Genomic DNA, 17,818 nt, shown 5'->3' on the forward strand with positions numbered 1-17,818 from the left:
TTACAGACAGATTTAATTAGTAATTTTGTTTTATATTTAAATATATGATTAAGATTAATAGAGAGTTTAAAACAGGTATTGTAGTAATCGTAGTTGTTGCGGTTTTTATTTGGGGGTTTAATTACTTAAAAGGACACAATATCTTCGATGGAAATTCAGATACGTATTATACAAGATATCAAAATGTACAAGGCTTGAGCACTTCTAGTGCTGTTACTGTTAATGGTTTTGCCATTGGAAAAGTGATTGATATTTCTTTTGATCCGGACCCAGAAAGGAGAGGGGATTTGATTGTGAAGTTTAGCATAGAGAAAAAGTTTGATTTTGGTAAGGAAAGTATTGCTAAAGTATATAGCGCAAGTTTGATGGGAGGTAAGTCGTTGGCAATTGTACCTTCTTATGATAGTGAGCCTGCAGTTTCAGGAGATTTTTTGAAGGGAGAAATTGAATCTGATATATTTTCGTCGGTTGGTGAAAAATTAAATCCATTACAGTCGAAACTAGAAAGTGTAATAACAAGTGCAGATTCACTTTTGGTGAATGTCAATCATGTATTAGATAAGGAGACTCAAGGACATATTAAAAACTCAATAGCTAGTCTTGATGGAGCGATGAGGAATCTAGAAAGAATGATTTTGAACTCTGAGATGATGGTGATAGAAAACAGAAAAACGCTTAACAATTCTATGAAGAACGTTGAAAATGTTTCTCAGAATTTTTCGGCTATTTCGGATACCCTGGCAAATGCAAACTTAGGAGAATTGATGGCTAAGATCGATTCTACGATGGCAAATTTAGAAGCGATAACAACCACCATTAACAATGGAGACGGTACTATAGGGAAATTTGTAAATGACCCAGCAGTGTATGATAACTTAGAGAAAGCAACTGGAGAATTAGGAGAACTTTTAGAAGATCTTAAACTAAACCCGAAACGCTATGTGCATTTTTCTATGTTTGGTAAAAAACAGAAAGAATACGTTGAGAATGACTCGATTCCAGCAGAGAAATAAACAAATTCCTTATCTTTAATTATGGAATACTTACCTAATATAATTTTTACTTTACTTGCAGTAGCTAGTATTGGTTTTTTTGTGAAAAATGTAAAAAAATTAAAACGAAATATTTTTCTAGGAAAAGATATTGATCGGAATGACAGATCAAAAGAAAGATGGGCGAATATGTTTCGTATTGCATTAGGACAATCAAAAATGGTTAGGAGACCTGTATCTGGTTTTTTACATATCATTGTTTATGTTGGGTTTATTATCATCAATATAGAAGTGTTAGAAATACTTTTAGATGGGGTTTTAGGTACGCATCGTTTGTTCTTGCCATTGTTAGGTGATAACGTCTATGGTTTTTTAATTGGAACATTTGAAGTATTAGCATTTTTGGTTTTTGTGTCTGTCGTAGTTTTTTGGATTCGAAGAAACATTATAAAAATCAAACGTTTTTGGAATAAAGAAATGACGAGTTGGCCCAAAAATGATGGAAACAATATTTTGTACTTTGAAATGGTGTTGATGTCGTTGTTTTTAATCATGAATGCATCGGATGTTCATTTTCAAGAAATCAACATAGGAAATCCGATTAGTCAGTTTTTAGCACCATTTTTTAATTCACTCTCAACTGAAAGTGTCCATTTTGTTGAGCGAACTGCTTGGTGGATTCATATTTGTGGAATTTTCGTGTTTTTGAATTATTTATACTATTCGAAGCATTTGCATGTGCTGTTGGCATTCCCGAATACGTTTTATGCAAATTTGAATTCTAAAGGAAAGTTTCCGAACAATCCAACGGTAACGAAAGAAGTACAAACCATGATGGATCCAAACGCTGATCCTTACGCAATGCCTGAAGAGCCTGAAGGGGAACCTGAAAAATTTGGAGCTAGTGATGTTACTGATTTGAACTGGGTGCAATTGATGAATGCTTATACTTGTACAGAGTGCGGTAGATGTACTTCTGTTTGCCCTGCAAATCAAACTGGTAAAGAATTATCACCACGTGCAATCATGATGAAAACTCGTGATCGATTGGAAGAAGTGGGGAAAAACATTGATTTTAATAAAGGGAGTTTTGTTGATGATGGAAAACAATTGTTGGGTGAAGGATACATTACGCAAGAAGAAATTTGGGCTTGTACAAGTTGTAATGCTTGTGTAGAAGAATGTCCTGTCAATATTGATCCTTTGTCCATAATTATGGACATGCGTCAGTATTTGGTGATGGAGCAGTCTGCTGCGCCTCAAGAGTTGAATTCGATGATGAGTAATATTGAAAATAATGGAGCTCCATGGCCGTACAATCAAATGGATCGTTTGAATTGGAAAGACGAAGCTTAATAAATAAAAATAATAGAGGAAACTCTTAAAAATATAGAAGTATGAACGTACCTACAATGGCTGAAATGATGACACAAGGAAAACAACCAGAAGTGTTGTTTTGGGTTGGATGCGCAGGGAGTTTTGATGATAGAGCAAAAAAAATCACCAAAGCTTTTGTTAAGATTTTGAACAATGCAAATATCGATTTTGCTGTTTTAGGAGCTGAAGAAAGTTGTACAGGAGATCCAGCGAAGCGTTCTGGAAATGAGTTCTTGTTTCAGATGCAAGCGATGGCAAATATTGAGGTGCTGAATGCTTATGAGGTGAAGAAAATAGTTACTGCTTGTCCTCATTGCTTCAATACGATAAAAAATGAATATCCAGAATTAGGAGGGAACTATGAGGTTGTGCACCATACTCAGTTATTGAAAGATTTGTTAGATACTGGAAAAATGACGATTGAAGGTGGGCAATTTAAAGGAAAGAAAATTACATTTCACGATCCGTGTTATTTAGGTAGGGCCAATGATGTTTACGAGGCACCAAGAGAATTGATTCGTAAACTAGACGTTGAATTGGTAGAAATGAAACGTTGCAAAGTGAATGGATTGTGTTGTGGAGCAGGAGGCGCTCAAATGTTTAAGGATGCTGAAAAAGGAGATAAAGAAGTCAATGTTTTACGTACAGAAGATGCTATCAAAGTAAAACCAGAAATAATTGCAACCGGTTGTCCGTTTTGTAATACTATGATGACGGATGGTGTCAAAAACAAAGAAAAAGAAACAGAAATTGAGGTAATGGATATTGCAGAAATGATTGCTAACGCTCAAGATTTATAAGGTTTCTTAAGAACAAAGGCATATTACACTATAGTAACTGATTTATAAAAAGTACACTTCGATATGCTCGGTGTACTTTTTTTATTTGAAATACTTTTTTGCTTCGTCCCAAAAAACATCCATCTCTTCAAGTGACATATCAGATAGTTTTTTGTTTTTCTTCTGAGCTGCAGATTCTAAAAACTGAAATCGTTTTGTGAATTTTTTATTCGTACGCTCTAAAGCATTCTCTGGGTTTACGTTTATAAATCGTGCATAATTGATCATAGAAAATAATACATCACCAAATTCTGCCTCAATTTTATCTACGTTTCCATTTTTTACCTCTTCGTTTAACTCACCTAATTCTTCTTGCACTTTTTCCCAAACTTGATGTGGTTCTTCCCAATCAAAACCAACACCAGCAACTTTATCTTGAATACGGTTGGCTTTTACCAAGGCGGGTAAAGATTTAGGCACTCCTTCTAGAACAGAAGTTTTCCCTTCCTTTAATTTGAGTTTTTCCCAATTCTTTTTCACTTCTTCTTCATCGGTAACTTTAACATCACCATAGATATGCGGATGCCTATGGATAAGTTTTTCAACAATGGTGTCAGAAATACTGCCTAAGTCAAAAGAATTTGTTTCTGAACCGATTTTAGCGTAAAAAACGATATGCAGTAATAAGTCACCTAATTCTTTTTTTATTTCTTCTTTGTCGTCTTCTAAGATTGCATCTGCCAGCTCATAGGTTTCTTCAATAGTCAAGTGACGTAAGGTTTCAAAAGTTTGTTTTTTATCCCATGGGCACTTTTCGCGAAGTTCATCCATTACGTCTAATAATTTGTTGAAGGATGCAAGTTGTTTCTCTCTATTCGTCATGTTGAAATTTTTATAAAAATAGAAAATACAATTGAGATTAAACCTAAAAAAAGCCGATGTATAAACATCAGCTTTTTTTATTTTAACGGAAGAAATTATGCTTCTTCGGTTTCTTCTGATTCTTTGATTGTAGCAAAGTCAAATTCTGCATTTACTAAGATGTTGTACCATTGAATCACTTTTTTGATATTCGATGCATACACACGTTCTTCATCAAAATTTGGAAGTACTTCACTGAAATAGTTTAATAATGTTGCATTGTCAGCCTTATGGCTAATTTCGGTTGTTTTACCAGCTTCTTTTTCATGCATTGATAAGAATACTTCTCTTAAAGGTACTTCTTCTTCATAGGTGTAGATGGCAATATCATTCAATACACTCACATTATGGCTGTTCGTGATAGGAGATTTTTTTTGATCTACTAAAGATTGAACTACAAAGCCTCCTTTAGACTGTGAAATGATATTAAATAATCCTGGTTTTCCAGAAATAGCGATAGTTTTAGATAATCCCATTTTAAATATTTTAAATTTTTATTTTCTTTTAGCATTTGGAAAACGCATTCTATATTCAGAATTTACTTTTCCTTTTGATATGTTTTCTAATTTTTTCTTTAATAGTCTTTTTTTCAAAGAAGAAAGTTTGTCTGTAAAAAGAACTCCCTCTATGTGGTCGTATTCGTGTTGAAAAACTCTAGCAGCCAAACCTTTTAATTCCATAGTTTGTTTCTCAAAGCTTTCATTTAAATATTCAATTTTTACAGTTTCTTTTCTAAATACATCTTCACGAATATCAGGAATACTTAAACAACCTTCACTAAAAGCCCATTCATCACCAGTCTCTTCAATTATTTTTGCATTGATAAATACATGTCTGAAATCTTTTAAAGCAGTTCTGTCTTCTTCTGATAATTCTTCATCTTCTGCAAACGGAGACGCATCGATCACGAAAAGTCGAATTGCACGGCCAATTTGAGGAGCAGCCAAGCCAACTCCATGTGCGTTTTCCATGGTTTCCCACATATTGCTAATAAGCTTTTCTAATTCAGAATATTCAGCATCAATATCTTTCCCTACTTTTCTTAATACAGGATCGCCATAGGCAACAATTGGTAAAATCATCTGTAGATCTTTTTAATTTAGGCTGCAAAAGTACAAAATATAAGCAGTGTTTTAAAACTTATTTACGAAGAGAAAATTATTTAGAATATAAATAAGATTGAAGAATAATAGTAGCACTGATTTCGTCGATTAATGCTTTATCTCTTCTTTTCTTTTTAGAGAGTCCGCTATCGATCATTGTTTGAAAAGCCATTTTTGATGTAAACCTTTCATCTTCTCTAACGATAGGGATTTTTGGAAATCTAGCTTTTATTTTTTTTATAAATTCTATGATGAGTACTTCACTTTCTGAATCCGTATTGTTCATTTGTTTGGGTTTGCCAATAACAAAAGACTCAACAGTTTCTTCGTTTGTGTATTTCGATAGAAAATCAAGTAATTTCGGTGTTTCAATGGTGGTAAGTCCAGATGCTATGATTTGTAAATCGTCTGTAACAGCAATACCTGTTCTTTTTTTTCCAAAATCTAATGCCATTATTTTTCCCATGATTTTCATTTTACAGTCCGATGTAAATTTAAATAAAACCTCGAGAATATGAAGTTTCTTTAAATGAATATATATATTTGTTTTGTGGAAAAAACAACGGAACAAATCAAAATAAACACTACAAATAAATCAGGTAAGCTTTTATCAATTGTTATTGTGAATTATAGAAGTTGGAGGCATCTAGAAAAATGTTTAGATTCTATATTGGCTATTGATTCTGCAAAATTTTCGATTGAGGTAATTGTTGTTGATAATGATTTAATGACTGAAGATAGGGCTCAGTTTCAAAAACGTTTTGATTCCGTTTCTATTGTCGGGAATACAGGTAATAACGGTTTTGCCAACGGATGTAATTATGGAGCAAATTTGGCAACTGGAGATTTTCTGATGTTTTTAAATCCTGATACTATTGTGAATCAAGAAGCATTTGAAAAAATGTTGTTGGCAATTGAAAATAATCCGGAGTATGGAATCGTTTCTTGTACGCAATTAAACAAAAATGGTGATAAAGAAAAAGAAATACGATTTTTTCCAAATACTAAGGTTTTGTTCGGATTGTTTCGTGCTTTCTATAGAATTTTCAATAAAAAAATACTTCAAGAAAAATATCAGGATTCAAAAGCTGTTATTTTTCCAGATTGGGTTTCAGGTTCTTTGATTTTGATTAGAAGAGATGATTTTATCACTGTTGGAGGTTGGAATGAAGATTATTGGATGTATTTTGAGGATGTTGATTTGTGTAAAAAAGTGACAGATATCGGTAAGAAGATTGCTTTATTACGTAATGTGAATATTATACACAATCATGGAGGAGCTTCAAGGATTAATGTTAAGATCTCTGCCATGACTAGATCTCATGTGTTGATTTCACGGCATATTTATGTTTGCAATTATTTTGAAGGACCCACAAAACTCTTTACTCAATCGTTGTTGGTGCTATATGTTTTGATAAGCAAGTTTGTAGGTGGTTTGTTGGGAATGTTATTTTTCTTTTTACCTAAAATGAGATTGCAAACAACTCTGTTGAAAAACATGATCACTTATTATATTTCTGCAACTAAAAATTCTACTTGGTTGAGTCTTTATTCTAGAAACTTTTTTAAAAACAAAGTTATTGTTGATAGCAATGAGATTAGAATCGGTTTTGACGCTAAACGAATTTACCATAACACAACAGGTTTAGGAAATTATAGTAGAGATTTGGTTTCTATTTTGACACGTTTTTTTTCTGAGAATAAGTATTTTTTATACAATCCGAAAGAAAAAAGAATTGATCGGTTAGCGGATAAAAAGAATATTATTGAAGTGCTTCCGAATTCAAAGTTTTGGAAAAGATATTCTTCTATTTGGAGACAAGGACCTGTAATCAAACAGTTGAAAGAAGATAAAATTCAGTTGTTTCATGGTTTATCCGGAGAGGTTCCGAGAGGACTTAAAAAAGCAAATATCAAAAGTATAGTTACGATTCATGATTTGATTTTTATAAGATATCCAAAACTATATTCGTACATGGATCGAAAAATTCATTTCAGAAAATTTTATTATGCAGTTCACAGTGCAGATATTGTTATTGCTATCACAGAACAAACAAAAAGAGATATTGTAAAGTTCTTAAAAGCAGATCCTTTAAAGATAAGGGTTGTTTATCAAGGTTGTCATGAGAAATTTAAAGCGTCTGTTTCTGATGTTTTTAAATTACAAGTGCGTAAACGTTATAAGCTACCGAAAAACTTTATTTTGAATGTTGGAACTATTGAAGAAAGGAAAAACTTATTGTTAGCGGTAAAAGCAATCAGAAAACTAGATACCACTTTGGTTGTTGTAGGGGCTAAAACAAAATACTATCAAAAAGTTTGTAACTACATCCAACGAAAAGGCATCGAACATAAAGTACTGTTTTTAGAAAACGTGGTTCTAGACGACTTAGTTGCGTTGTACCAAATGGCGGGTTTATTTGTGTACCCAAGTGTTTTTGAAGGGTTTGGAATTCCTATTATAGAGGCCCTCTATAGCAAGACACCGGTAATTACAAGTACAGGAAGTTGTTTCTCAGAGGCAGGAGGTCCGGCTACAATTTATGTTGCTCCTGATGATTATAGGCAATTGAGAAAAAAAATATCGGAAGTGTTAACTGATAATAAGTTGCGTGATTCAATGGTCGCTGAAGGATATCGCTTTGTTCAAAAGTTTAACGATGAACAAATTGCTGAAAATATTATGAAAGTTTATAAAGAGTTGTTGTAGTTGACTAACGAGGGAGTGAAATTGGAATATTGGGTTGCCTGTCTAAAATGTATTGAATCCAGTTACTAAAGGCGTATTTTCTTTTTATTTCATTTTGAATGATATAATCACTTGATAAAAATGATTTTAGTTTAGAAATGTTATCTCCTTTCCAAATAAAAATATTGTTTTCGTTGTAAAAATCGTATTTTTTTATCTCTTTGTTGTTCGTTATTAATTTTTTGTCGAATTGAATGGCCTCAAAAACTCGAAAAGATAAACCATGATGTGTACCATTTAAAAAATCAAGAATGACTTTTGATTTTTTTATATATGCTATGTTTTCAGAATAGCTAATATGGGTCGATAAATAGTTGATTTCTTCCTGCTTATATTTGTTAGTTTTATTTTTGTCGGTACAGTAAATATAATATTTGGAGTTTAGATTGAGATATCTAGTTTTGTTGATGAAATCTTCTATAATCGGCATTCTTTGCGTGATATATGACCCCATGAAATATAGATCAAAATCAAGTTTGATTTCACTAGAATCAGATTCAGAATCGAAATAAAAATTAGTAGTGGGTAAGTAGCCTTGATTGAAGTCTTTGGGGTCAAAAATAAAAAATCGATCAAAATATGGAATCATTTTATTGATGGCCGGAAAGCGATGTAAACCATCCCAATGATATGTGATGAGAGAATTTGATTTCTCTTTTAGTTTAGAGATAATGTCTAAGGGGTAAATGTCTGCTCGAATCAATAAAGTGTATTCTACTTTCCCGTTGATGGAATTTATTTGATTGATGATATTATTTTTATACGGGGCAAATTTTAAAATGCTTTTATAATTTCTGTCTCCTAAAACTAGTTTTCTGAAAATATATATCACGTTTTGCGTGAAAGTTTTTTTTAGTTTTTTGTGTTCTGGATAAGAGATGTTGATGACTTCAAATCCCAATATTTCTAGATTCTTTTGTATGAGACTGTTTACTTCAAAAGATTGTGGTAAACCAATAATAATGCGAGGTTTCATCAAGTTGTGTTTTGTTTAATAAAAGTAATATAATTATTTAAATATTATTAAGTTTGTGTGGCTAAAGAAATGATAAAATGAAAAGAAAACCTACCATATGTATCGATATAGAAAGAATGAAATACAAAAATATTGGTTTGTTTACCTTTTGTAATGAGTTGGTTTTAGCTCTTAAAGATGGATTTAAATATTCATATTTTGGTACTACAACATTTAGCACAATTAAGCCTAAATGGTATCATAAATATTTAGACGTACCTGTCAAGAATATTGATATTTGGCATGCGACACATCAAGATACTAATTATTTACCGCAGAGTGATGTTCCCGTTGTTTTGACAATTCACGACCTCAATTTTTTATATGCAGATAAATCTAAATCAAAGGTAGACAAACGTTTAAATAAAGTGCAAAGGCTGATTGATAGATCGAGTTTTATAGTGGTTATCTCAAATTATGTTTTAGAAGATGTAAAGAAATTTCTTGATTTGAAAGGTACACCGATAAAAGTGATTTATAATGGTACAAAAACACCTGAAAAAAATCTTGAGAAACAGAAGGTATTATCAGAAGAGCCTTTCCTGTTTACAATTGGTACAGTTGTTCCGAAAAAAAACTTTCATGTTTTGTTGTGCTTGTTGATTAATTCGCCATACAAACTTGTTGTTGCTGGTAATCAAAATGATAAAGATTATTTAGATTCAATTATTTCTGAAGCAACAGCACTTGGTGTTATGGATAAATTAGAGTTGGTCGGACCTGTATCTGAAAATGATAAGAATTGGTATTATGAAAATTGTCGAGCATTTTTATTTCCTTCTTTGTCTGAAGGTTTTGGATTGCCAGTAATTGAAGCGATGAGATTTGGTAAACCCGTGTTTTGCTCGAATTTAACAAGCCTTCCAGAGATAGGAGGGGCTGAAGCTTATTATTTTACTTCTTTTGATGAAAAGCATATGCAAGATGTTTTTACTAATGGGATGAATGATTACGACAATGATTCTGATAAGAAAAATAAAATTATAGCTTGGTCTAATCAATTCACTTGGGGAAAAACAGCGCAGCACTATGAAGAAGTGTATTTATCCGTACTTAACGAGGTATGTCAATAACGGTGTAAGGTTTTTCATTTAAAAGATATTTAATCCAATTCTTAAAAGAATATTTTTCCTTTACCTCTTTAGGTATTTCTTGATAAGGAAGCTTTAAAAAATCTTCGAAACCTTCTAAGCTTTCTCCATCCCAGATAAAAATATTGTTTGGATGGTAGAAATCATACTTTGAAATACTAGGGTTGTTTGTGATTAGTTTTTTTGATAACTGTAATCCTTCGAAAAACCGAAAGGAAAGTCCTTGATGTGAGTCACTTACCAAGTCAAATATTATAGCACTTCGCTTTACAAAACTGATGTTGTCATCATAAGTTTTATGTTTGTCAATATACTCAATATTAGTATTTTCTTGAACATCCACCGAATTAGTGAAATGTAGGAGAAATTTATTATTTAGATTGAGGTGTTCGGTTTTTTCGATAAAGTTGTTAATGTATTGGACTCTTTTACCACCTGTCGAACCAATATAAAAAATATCAAATTCGTCATTCTTCGAATTTGTGTTTGAGTAATAATCAAAATAAAAATTCGTCGAAGAAAAGAAATGGTTATTTTGATGTGTGTTAAAATCTTCAGGATCGAAAATAAAAAAGCGATCAAAATATGTTATATAGTCTAATATTTGTGGAAAGCGAGCCAGTCCATCCCAGTGATATGAAATTAATTGATTGGACTTTGATTTTATTAGTTTGATTACTTTTTCAGGATAAATATCAGCTCTGATTAAAAGCGCTGCATCAGCATTTTTTACTGATTTAAGTTTGTTGGTTATTTCGTTTTGATAGGGTTTAAATTTCAGTTTGTTTTTATAATGTTTGTCGTTTAAGAATAATTTTCTGAACGTATTGGTAATTCTCTCTCCAAAATTGCGATATTGAAAATCATGATTAGGGTAGCTTATATCAATAACTGTATAACCATGGAATTCAAGGTTCTTTTTTATCGAAGCGTATAAACTAAAAGTTTGAGGTAACCCTAGAATTATTTTTTTCATTAAAATAAAGTTATTGGTTGATGCGGTTCAATGTCTAATACATAGTTAGACCAATTTGTAAAGCTATATTTGTTTTTTATCGATGCTTCAATTGGCGCAAAAGGTAGTTCTAAAAACGCTTCATAACCATCTAGATTGTAGCCATCCCAATAAAAAATATTTTGTGGGTTGTAAAAGTCATACGCTTTTACAAGCGGGTTGTTTGTTATTAATTTTTTGTTATAAAAAATAGCTTCAAATGTTCGGAATGAAAGTCCATTATGGTCATCTGTTTTAAAGTCTAAAACTATTCTAGCGTCTTTTATATGTGCAATTGTTTCGCCATAACTGATAAATTCGTCAATATAAGTGATTCCATTAATTAGGTATTGAGACGCAACACTTTTTTTCTGATTATAAATAAGTACGTTTAATTTTTGATTTAGCTCTTGAGATTTCTCGATAAAAGTTTTTATTTTCGGCATTCTTGACTGCAAAAAGGTACCTATAAAAAATATATCTGTGCTGCAGTTTGTATTGTTGTTTGGGTTATCATAGTCAAAATAAAAATTTGTTAATGGTAAGAAGTTTTGGTTCTTTGTCAAATCTGATTTGTCGAACACAAAAAATCGTTGGAAATATTTTTGATAATTGTAAATTTCAGGATATCTATCCAAACCATCCCATTGATAGCAAATGTTTAGTTTAGCAAGTTTGGTTAATTTTTCTACTACTTCTTTCGGAAACATATCAGGTCTAATAAAAAAAGTATAATCAAAATTATGTGACATTAATTCTTTTACAGTTTCAGAAGTTTGAAGGGTTTTATATTTATAATACAAGGTTGTACTTTTGTATGTTTTGTCTCCTAGGCAAGTTTTTCTGAAAAAATTAATAATCTTATCTTTTTTGTTTAGGTATTTAATTTCACCATCAATGATCAACGATGTAACTTCGAAGCCTAAAAATTCAAAGTTTTTTACAATTGATTTGTACAAGTTGAAATGATTCGGTGCAGCAAATAATATTTTTTTCATTCCATTTAAAATTTAAGTAGTGTGATTTTTTATCAGTGTTTTAATACTTTGTTTTTTTAGTTTTCCCTTAAATGCTGATTTAACAAAAAAATGATATTTTTTCCAGGCTATAATACTTCTATTTATTTTGTAGTTCCATATTGGAATTTTAATGATTAGGAATAAGTGTTTTAGAATATATTTTAAGTTGTACCTTATAAATACTCTTGTTTTAGAGTGCTTATTTTCAAAGGCTACCTGGCTTTTAATCTGTCTGATTTCAGATGAAAAATCTAACTTGTGATCGAACCAGTAAAACCAAGGGTTTCCCGATCTCAAATCACCTTTTAAGTATTCTAATTTTGTGAAATTTGTTTTCCAAACACAATAATTAAAGCTTAATTGATCCCTTTTACTTCTGTTTTGAACAAAACTCCACCACATATCCATTAGTTCAATCAAGTCATTGTCATGATGCTTTCGTATCAAAACTGCGGCAAATATAAGTCCGTTATGTTGTGGATAATTTTCTGATTTAAAAAAATCTATTTGACTTTTCATCGTTCTAGGGTCGTCTCTATAGTTTCCTAGGTGTTCTCCAATAGCGACAAGTTCATTGTATTCTTTGTATGCACAATTTCTTGGGTCTAAGTAGGTTTGATTATGGTCAAAACACAACATAGAGGCGTTGTTCAATTTAGCAAGAAGCTTTTGTCTAAAATCGCGAATGATTAAATAATTAGCGTCGATATAAACACTTATCTCGTAATTTTTTAAGTGTTTATGAGGTAAAATTTTATAATATCTATTTGAACGAGTATTGTCTCCCGGAACGGGGGGCGAAACTTTTATGATATTCCAAGAGTTTGAAGATAGGTCTTGATCAGTATAACAAATATAGTCTATTCCTTCTATTTTGGGCTGTTCAATAAGTCCACTATAATTTCCAAATAAAGCTGTATAAACAACGATTTTTTGTTTCATGATTGAGTAATATTTAAATCAATATTTTTATCAAGCGTTAAGTTTAATTCATTATTTCATTCAGGTTAGAAATGTAGTTTTTTATATCAGTTTTATTCCAATCAAACTCTAGACAAAAGAAAAAAATTTTTCGATATTCTTTAAAAGATATTACTTTGTTTTTGAATTTTAAATGCCAAAGAGGAATTTTAATTAGTAAATATGGTAGAAAAATCAATTTTGAGATATAAGATAAAAGACTATGGCTTTTAACAATGATTTTGTACTTCTTAAGATTGTCAGAAATCATAGCTAGGTCATACTTAGGATGAATTGAATGAATTACTTTCTTATATTTATGAAGGTTTTTACGATTATAGGTGTTTCTTGTAAAAAGGGTTCTCTTGATAAATGGAAAACCTCTTAGAATCATGAGTTCCCAGTCTTTTGCTGGGTCATGCAAGAATGAATTTGGTTTTTCGATAAAGTAAGTGTCATATGAAAAATTATCTTCTTCCAAAATTCGTGTTAATCCATGTTCGTATTTTAAAATGATATTACGTCTAATTTTTTCTTTTTTAATTGATGTAATAAAGTTAGAAAACGTGTCGGATTTAAATGCGTCTTTATTTATAGAAACAAAATAACTTTGTATGTGAGGTGAGCTATCTATCGTGTTGTGAGTGAAACCCCAAAAGTCAATGTTTTTATTTTCCATTTTGTGAAACACGGCGTCTAGTTTGTAAAATGGCCCATAACATGAATCATTTGCGAGTATTAACCAATCATAATTTTTTAGGATATCTAATTCAATAGCTTTTAGATAACTTAATTTATGTGAGCCAAAATCATATTCTCCATGAGATTTACATGTGCTAGTTAATATAAATGGATTTATTTTTTCTAATTCAAATTCGCTTAATTCGCAATCTGCAGAAAAAATTATGTCTGAAACGTAATTAAGCTCCTTTAAATAATGTATGACATATGTATCAATTTGGTTTTTTGGATCATAAAATGAAAAAAACGTTAATCTTTTCATTGTTTTTTGTTTTTGTCAAATTGGCTAATAAAATCTTTGATTTCATGGATGTCTAATTTGATATTTGAATTATAACATTTTAATATTATCTGTAGGTATTCTTTGAATGTAATCGTTCTTCTGTTGAAACGATTAAACCAAAAGGGGCCTTTTACTATTAAGTATAAAAGATTTAGTGTAGATAAGAAAAAATCATCAATCTTAAGTTTCAGATGTCTAAGAGATCTAAAATTTTGTATTTCTTCGGCTAGTTCAAAATATTTTACTATTTGAAGGTCAATGTTTAAATTCTCCAATGCGTATTCCCGGAGGAACTCCCCGTCTTTAGCATTGTATTGTAGAAATTCGTTTTCGAGTTCGTCTGAATTGAATTTTTTCTTAGAAAATCGACCGCTACAATTATTTATTATAAAATTGGAAATGTTTTTTTCTGTTACATAACCATCTGCAAATGACTCTGAGTATTCTCTGTTATCAAATATAACAACAGGTCTACCACAAGCCATGGCTTCATATGCTGATCTACCTAATCCTATTACTAAATCAACTTTATTGATTATTTGTTCAACATTCCAAGTAGCATTTATATGCTTGTTTAAAATATGCAGTTGTATGCCCATTTTCTCACATGCTGTACGAATCATTTTATTTGCGCTCTCAGATTGAGATAGACTTAGAATATTTTTTAAAGAAGAGTTTATGGAGTGATTAGAAAAAAAACGATTACAATCGATACCATTTAAAATTAATTTGCTTTTGAACCCTTTATTAGTCAGATGATCCATTACTTCTTGTGATATTGCTACGTGTCTATCAGCATATTTTGATGGCTGCTCAGATTTAGGAAAAATACCATGACAGGTCTGAATTATTTTTCCTTTTGAATACAAATAGTTAACACAGGTATTATGATTTGCAAAAATAACGTCGTATTTCTTTTTGCTCATAAATCTTACATTCAAATCTTTTTCAATTTTCGTAGAAGTAATCCCTTTGAAAAACGTAAAATATTCAACGTTATATCCTTTTTCAATAAGTTTTGAAATTAAGGTATAGGTAAATGTTTCAGACCCACCTATCTTCTGTAAATGATTATTAGCGACTAATATAGAAGGCATCAAATAGGAATATTAAATTTATTTTTCACCTTTTTTATTTTTACAAGATTTTTATAATTACTCGGTGGGTAAACAGGGTTACCTTCCTTCCAATTATTAAAATAATCAACATAAAATTCTATGTTGTTGTTTTTGTAGACTCCATTTGCGCTAGAGTTAGTTAATTTTGAAGAGATGTTTTTTCGAACCAAGGTCATATGGTGCATTTGAATAACTTTTCTATCAAATAAAATGAACTTATTACCTCTGACTCTGCGTGTGGGGTCAACTTTTACTGGATAGTTAATATTATATTTGAATTTTTTGAAACGTTTAATTTTAAAAATAAAAGATACGTAATATTCTGGTTGATTTTGGTAAATCATTTCATAAATTGGTTTTTTGAAATAATTTGTTAAACGTACAGCGGTTATATCGTATTTATTTTTTGAAATTATGGTTTTAGCTTCTTGCAATTGTTTTACATCATAGAATTCATCAGAATCCATTGATAGAAAATGAGTGCATTTGTTTTTTTTGGCAATTTTTAGACCAATGTTTCGTTTTTTCGTTTCATTAAAATGTTCTGTTTTTGTTAGGTCTGGTGTATATTCGAATAGTTGGTCAATTAATTTTTCTTCTACAAGTCTATCAAGTATTGGTAACAAATACTCAGAGCAATTTTGCCCCTTATTTGAAATTTTTTGGAAAACGACATTTATATGATTTGTTTCCTCTCTGATAGATTTTATAGAAGCTTCCAATAATTCTTCAGTGTCAAATAAATTATAGGAAACACCTAGTTTCATCTTCATTGTGTTATTTGTTTGTTTATATTTACCCCTCTAACTGTTGTAAGTTCACCAAATTCGTATAGGTTCCGTTTAAGGCTAACAGCTCATCGTGAGTTCCTTGTTCAACAGCTTTTCCTTTTTTCATAACTACAATCAAATCTGCATTTTGAATTGTCGAGAGTCTATGAGCAATTACCAATGAAGTTCTGTTTTTCATCATGTTTTCGATGGCATCTTGAACTAGTTTCTCTGATTCTGTATCCAAAGCAGAAGTAGCTTCATCTAAAATCATGATAGGTGGGTTTTTCATTACTGCTCTTGCGATAGCAATACGCTGTTTTTGTCCCCCAGAAAGCATACCACCACCATCACCAACAGGACTGTTATACTGTTCAGGTAAATCCATGATAAAGTCATGCGCATTCGCAATTTTCGCTGCTTCGACAATTTTTTCATGTGTTGGGTTTTCTATACCGAGTGATATGTTATTTGCAATTGTGTCGTTGAATAAAATAGAGTCTTGTGTTACAATACCCATTTGATCTCTTAAAGAAGTTGTTGTGACATCTTTGATGTTGATTCCATCGATCGTAATTTTACCTTCAGTAACATCCCAAAAGCGAGTGATTAGGTTGGCTAAAGTAGATTTACCACTCCCAGATTGACCAACCAATGCTATTTTTTTTCCTTTGGGCACTGCTAATGAAAAATTTTCTAAGACATATTCCTTGTCGTATTTGAAAGAAATATTTTCGAATTTCACTTCTTTATTGAACCCTTTTAAGTCTTCACTTCCTTCTGAGTCTTTTAATGGGTTATCAGTATCGAGAATTTCAATAACCCTTTCTGCTGCAGAGTTTCCAATTTTTACAGCATTGCTGGCACTCGATATGGCTTTTGCCGGTGTTAATATGTTATAGGCAAGTCCCATAAAAGCAATGAAAGTACCAGCTTTTAGAGATTCGTCAATCAAAACCATTCTACCTCCAAACCAAAGTAGAGATGCGATAGTTGCGATGCCTAAGAATTCACTCATCGGAGATGCCATAGAATTTCTCTGTGCTAATTGGTTACTAAGGGTTTTGATTCTTTGATTAAAATCTTCATATTTTTTTCCAAAGAATTTTTCCGAGTTAAAGGCTTTAATAACACGCAACCCAGTTAGAGTTTCTTCAATAATACTCAGCATGTTACCAGATTCTTTAAATAATGTAGCAGATTGACTTTTGATTTTTTTGCTAATTATAGAAATGATCCATCCAGAAACAGGAATGAATGTAAAAACAAAAATGGAGAGCTCAACACTTAAGTTCAACATAAAGATTAAGGTAAAAATGATATTCAGAGGCTCTCGGATAATAACAATTGAAAGGTTCAAAAAAGTTTCGTTTATCGTACCTAAATCACCGGTAGCTCTTGCTATAATATCACCTTTTCTTTTAGTTGAGAAAAACGAAATAGGTAAGCTGATTATTTTTTGATAGATTTCATTTCTAAGATCTTTTAATACATTATTCTTTAAAAACACCATGAAAAGACCGGCGAAATAACCAAAAATATTTTTCAAAAAGAAAACGACAATAACACTAAGAACCATATAAGTGAGAGTGCTTTCTGGTCCGAAATCAGCTGTGTTTTTCGTTATAAAATAATTTAGGGATTTTTCTAGAAACTCTTTGTTCAAACTTTCAGAGCCTAAAAAATCAGGTTTTACATATATTTTCTCTGTGTCTCCAAATAATACGTTCAACATCGGTATTAGTGTTAAGAATGAAAGTGCGGAAAAAAGAGCATACATTACATTCAAAAAAATACTGGTGATACCTATCCATTTGTATGGAATTGCATAGGCAAGAAAACGTTTGAAATATTTCATTAATTTTTTGTTCAGATGTTAAGAGGCAAAGATACTATTTCACATGTT

The 17,818-nt window shown here is 31.2% G+C and carries 17 protein-coding genes; 5 read left to right on the forward strand and 12 right to left on the reverse strand.

Annotation, left to right across the window (positions count from 1 at the left end; genetic code table 11):
- Positions 1-44: 44 nt before the first annotated feature.
- The 3 genes from F6P99_RS12425 to F6P99_RS12435 are packed head-to-tail and all read left to right on the forward strand — an operon-like array spanning position 45 to position 3,169.
- Positions 45-1,013 carry an MlaD family protein gene (locus F6P99_RS12425; protein WP_152287815.1) on the forward strand — a complete coding sequence of 323 codons (969 nt, stop codon included), beginning with the start codon at positions 45-47 and terminating at the stop codon, positions 1,011-1,013.
- Between the two features lie 21 nt (positions 1,014-1,034).
- Positions 1,035-2,348: a (Fe-S)-binding protein gene (locus tag F6P99_RS12430; protein WP_152287816.1), complete on the forward strand. Its 1,314-nt coding sequence runs from the start codon at positions 1,035-1,037 to the stop codon at positions 2,346-2,348.
- Positions 2,349-2,389: 41 nt separating this feature from the next.
- Entirely contained in the window at positions 2,390-3,169 is a 780-nt protein-coding gene (locus tag F6P99_RS12435) for a (Fe-S)-binding protein (RefSeq protein WP_152287817.1), read from the forward strand.
- An 81-nt stretch (positions 3,170-3,250) separates the two neighbouring features.
- On the opposite strand, the gene mazG is transcribed toward F6P99_RS12435, so the two are convergent.
- The 4 genes from mazG to ruvX form a co-directional block, all read right to left on the reverse strand.
- On the reverse strand, positions 3,251-4,030 hold the full coding sequence (gene mazG, locus F6P99_RS12440; RefSeq protein WP_152287818.1) for a nucleoside triphosphate pyrophosphohydrolase: 780 nt from the start codon (positions 4,028-4,030) through the stop codon (positions 3,251-3,253).
- Positions 4,031-4,125: 95 nt separating this feature from the next.
- On the reverse strand, positions 4,126-4,545 hold the full coding sequence (locus tag F6P99_RS12445; RefSeq protein WP_152287819.1) for a DUF5606 family protein: 420 nt from the start codon (positions 4,543-4,545) through the stop codon (positions 4,126-4,128).
- A gap of 18 nt (positions 4,546-4,563) precedes the next feature.
- The gene (def, locus tag F6P99_RS12450) at positions 4,564-5,151 is read right to left on the reverse strand and encodes a peptide deformylase (protein ID WP_152287820.1); all 588 of its coding nucleotides are present in this window, start codon (positions 5,149-5,151) and stop codon (positions 4,564-4,566) included.
- 76 nt (positions 5,152-5,227) lie between these two features.
- Entirely contained in the window at positions 5,228-5,638 is a 411-nt protein-coding gene (gene ruvX / locus F6P99_RS12455; RefSeq protein ID WP_152287821.1) for a Holliday junction resolvase RuvX, read from the reverse strand.
- Between the two features lie 84 nt (positions 5,639-5,722).
- Here ruvX and F6P99_RS13525 point away from each other — a divergent pair, with 84 nt between their 5' ends.
- On the forward strand, positions 5,723-7,882 hold the full coding sequence (locus tag F6P99_RS13525; protein ID WP_193316078.1) for a glycosyltransferase: 2,160 nt from the start codon (positions 5,723-5,725) through the stop codon (positions 7,880-7,882).
- Positions 7,883-7,886: 4 nt separating this feature from the next.
- Here F6P99_RS13525 and F6P99_RS12465 read toward each other — a convergent pair whose 3' ends face one another.
- Positions 7,887-8,897 (reverse strand): hypothetical protein, encoded by a 1,011-nt coding sequence (locus F6P99_RS12465; protein ID WP_152287823.1) that lies wholly within the window; start codon positions 8,895-8,897, stop codon positions 7,887-7,889.
- 77 nt (positions 8,898-8,974) lie between these two features.
- Here F6P99_RS12465 and F6P99_RS12470 point away from each other — a divergent pair, with 77 nt between their 5' ends.
- Positions 8,975-10,009, forward strand: a complete 1,035-nt coding sequence (locus F6P99_RS12470) for a glycosyltransferase family 4 protein (protein ID WP_152287824.1) — start codon at positions 8,975-8,977, stop codon at positions 10,007-10,009.
- Here F6P99_RS12470 and F6P99_RS12475 read toward each other — a convergent pair.
- Genes F6P99_RS12475 through F6P99_RS12505 form a run of 7 tightly spaced genes read right to left on the reverse strand, consistent with a single transcriptional unit; the run spans position 9,990 to position 17,770 of the window.
- Positions 9,990-11,003 (reverse strand): hypothetical protein, encoded by a 1,014-nt coding sequence (locus F6P99_RS12475; RefSeq protein ID WP_152287825.1) that lies wholly within the window; start codon positions 11,001-11,003, stop codon positions 9,990-9,992. The two genes, F6P99_RS12470 and F6P99_RS12475, sit on opposite strands and share 20 nt — an antisense overlap.
- Positions 11,003-12,019 (reverse strand): hypothetical protein, encoded by a 1,017-nt coding sequence (locus F6P99_RS12480; RefSeq protein ID WP_152287826.1) that lies wholly within the window; start codon positions 12,017-12,019, stop codon positions 11,003-11,005. Before F6P99_RS12480 ends, F6P99_RS12475 begins: the two co-directional genes overlap by 1 nt.
- A 12-nt stretch (positions 12,020-12,031) precedes the next feature.
- Complete coding sequence (locus F6P99_RS12485) at positions 12,032-12,982, reverse strand: glycosyltransferase domain-containing protein (RefSeq protein WP_152287827.1); 951 nt, start codon at positions 12,980-12,982, stop codon at positions 12,032-12,034.
- Between the two features lie 43 nt (positions 12,983-13,025).
- The gene (locus F6P99_RS12490; protein WP_152287828.1) at positions 13,026-14,003 is read right to left on the reverse strand and encodes a rhamnan synthesis F family protein; all 978 of its coding nucleotides are present in this window, start codon (positions 14,001-14,003) and stop codon (positions 13,026-13,028) included.
- The gene (locus F6P99_RS12495; RefSeq protein ID WP_152287829.1) at positions 14,000-15,121 is read right to left on the reverse strand and encodes a glycosyltransferase family protein; all 1,122 of its coding nucleotides are present in this window, start codon (positions 15,119-15,121) and stop codon (positions 14,000-14,002) included. Before F6P99_RS12495 ends, F6P99_RS12490 begins: the two co-directional genes overlap by 4 nt.
- Positions 15,121-15,915 (reverse strand): hypothetical protein, encoded by a 795-nt coding sequence (locus tag F6P99_RS12500; protein ID WP_152287830.1) that lies wholly within the window; start codon positions 15,913-15,915, stop codon positions 15,121-15,123. Before F6P99_RS12500 ends, F6P99_RS12495 begins: the two co-directional genes overlap by 1 nt.
- Before the next feature lie 22 nt (positions 15,916-15,937).
- Positions 15,938-17,770: an ABC transporter ATP-binding protein gene (locus F6P99_RS12505; RefSeq protein ID WP_152287831.1), complete on the reverse strand. Its 1,833-nt coding sequence runs from the start codon at positions 17,768-17,770 to the stop codon at positions 15,938-15,940.
- Positions 17,771-17,818 lie beyond the last annotated feature (48 nt).

Origin of the sequence: Flavicella marina (assembly GCF_009193215.1) — a bacterium.
In the GTDB taxonomy this organism is placed as follows: domain Bacteria; phylum Bacteroidota; class Bacteroidia; order Flavobacteriales; family Flavobacteriaceae; genus Flavicella; species Flavicella marina.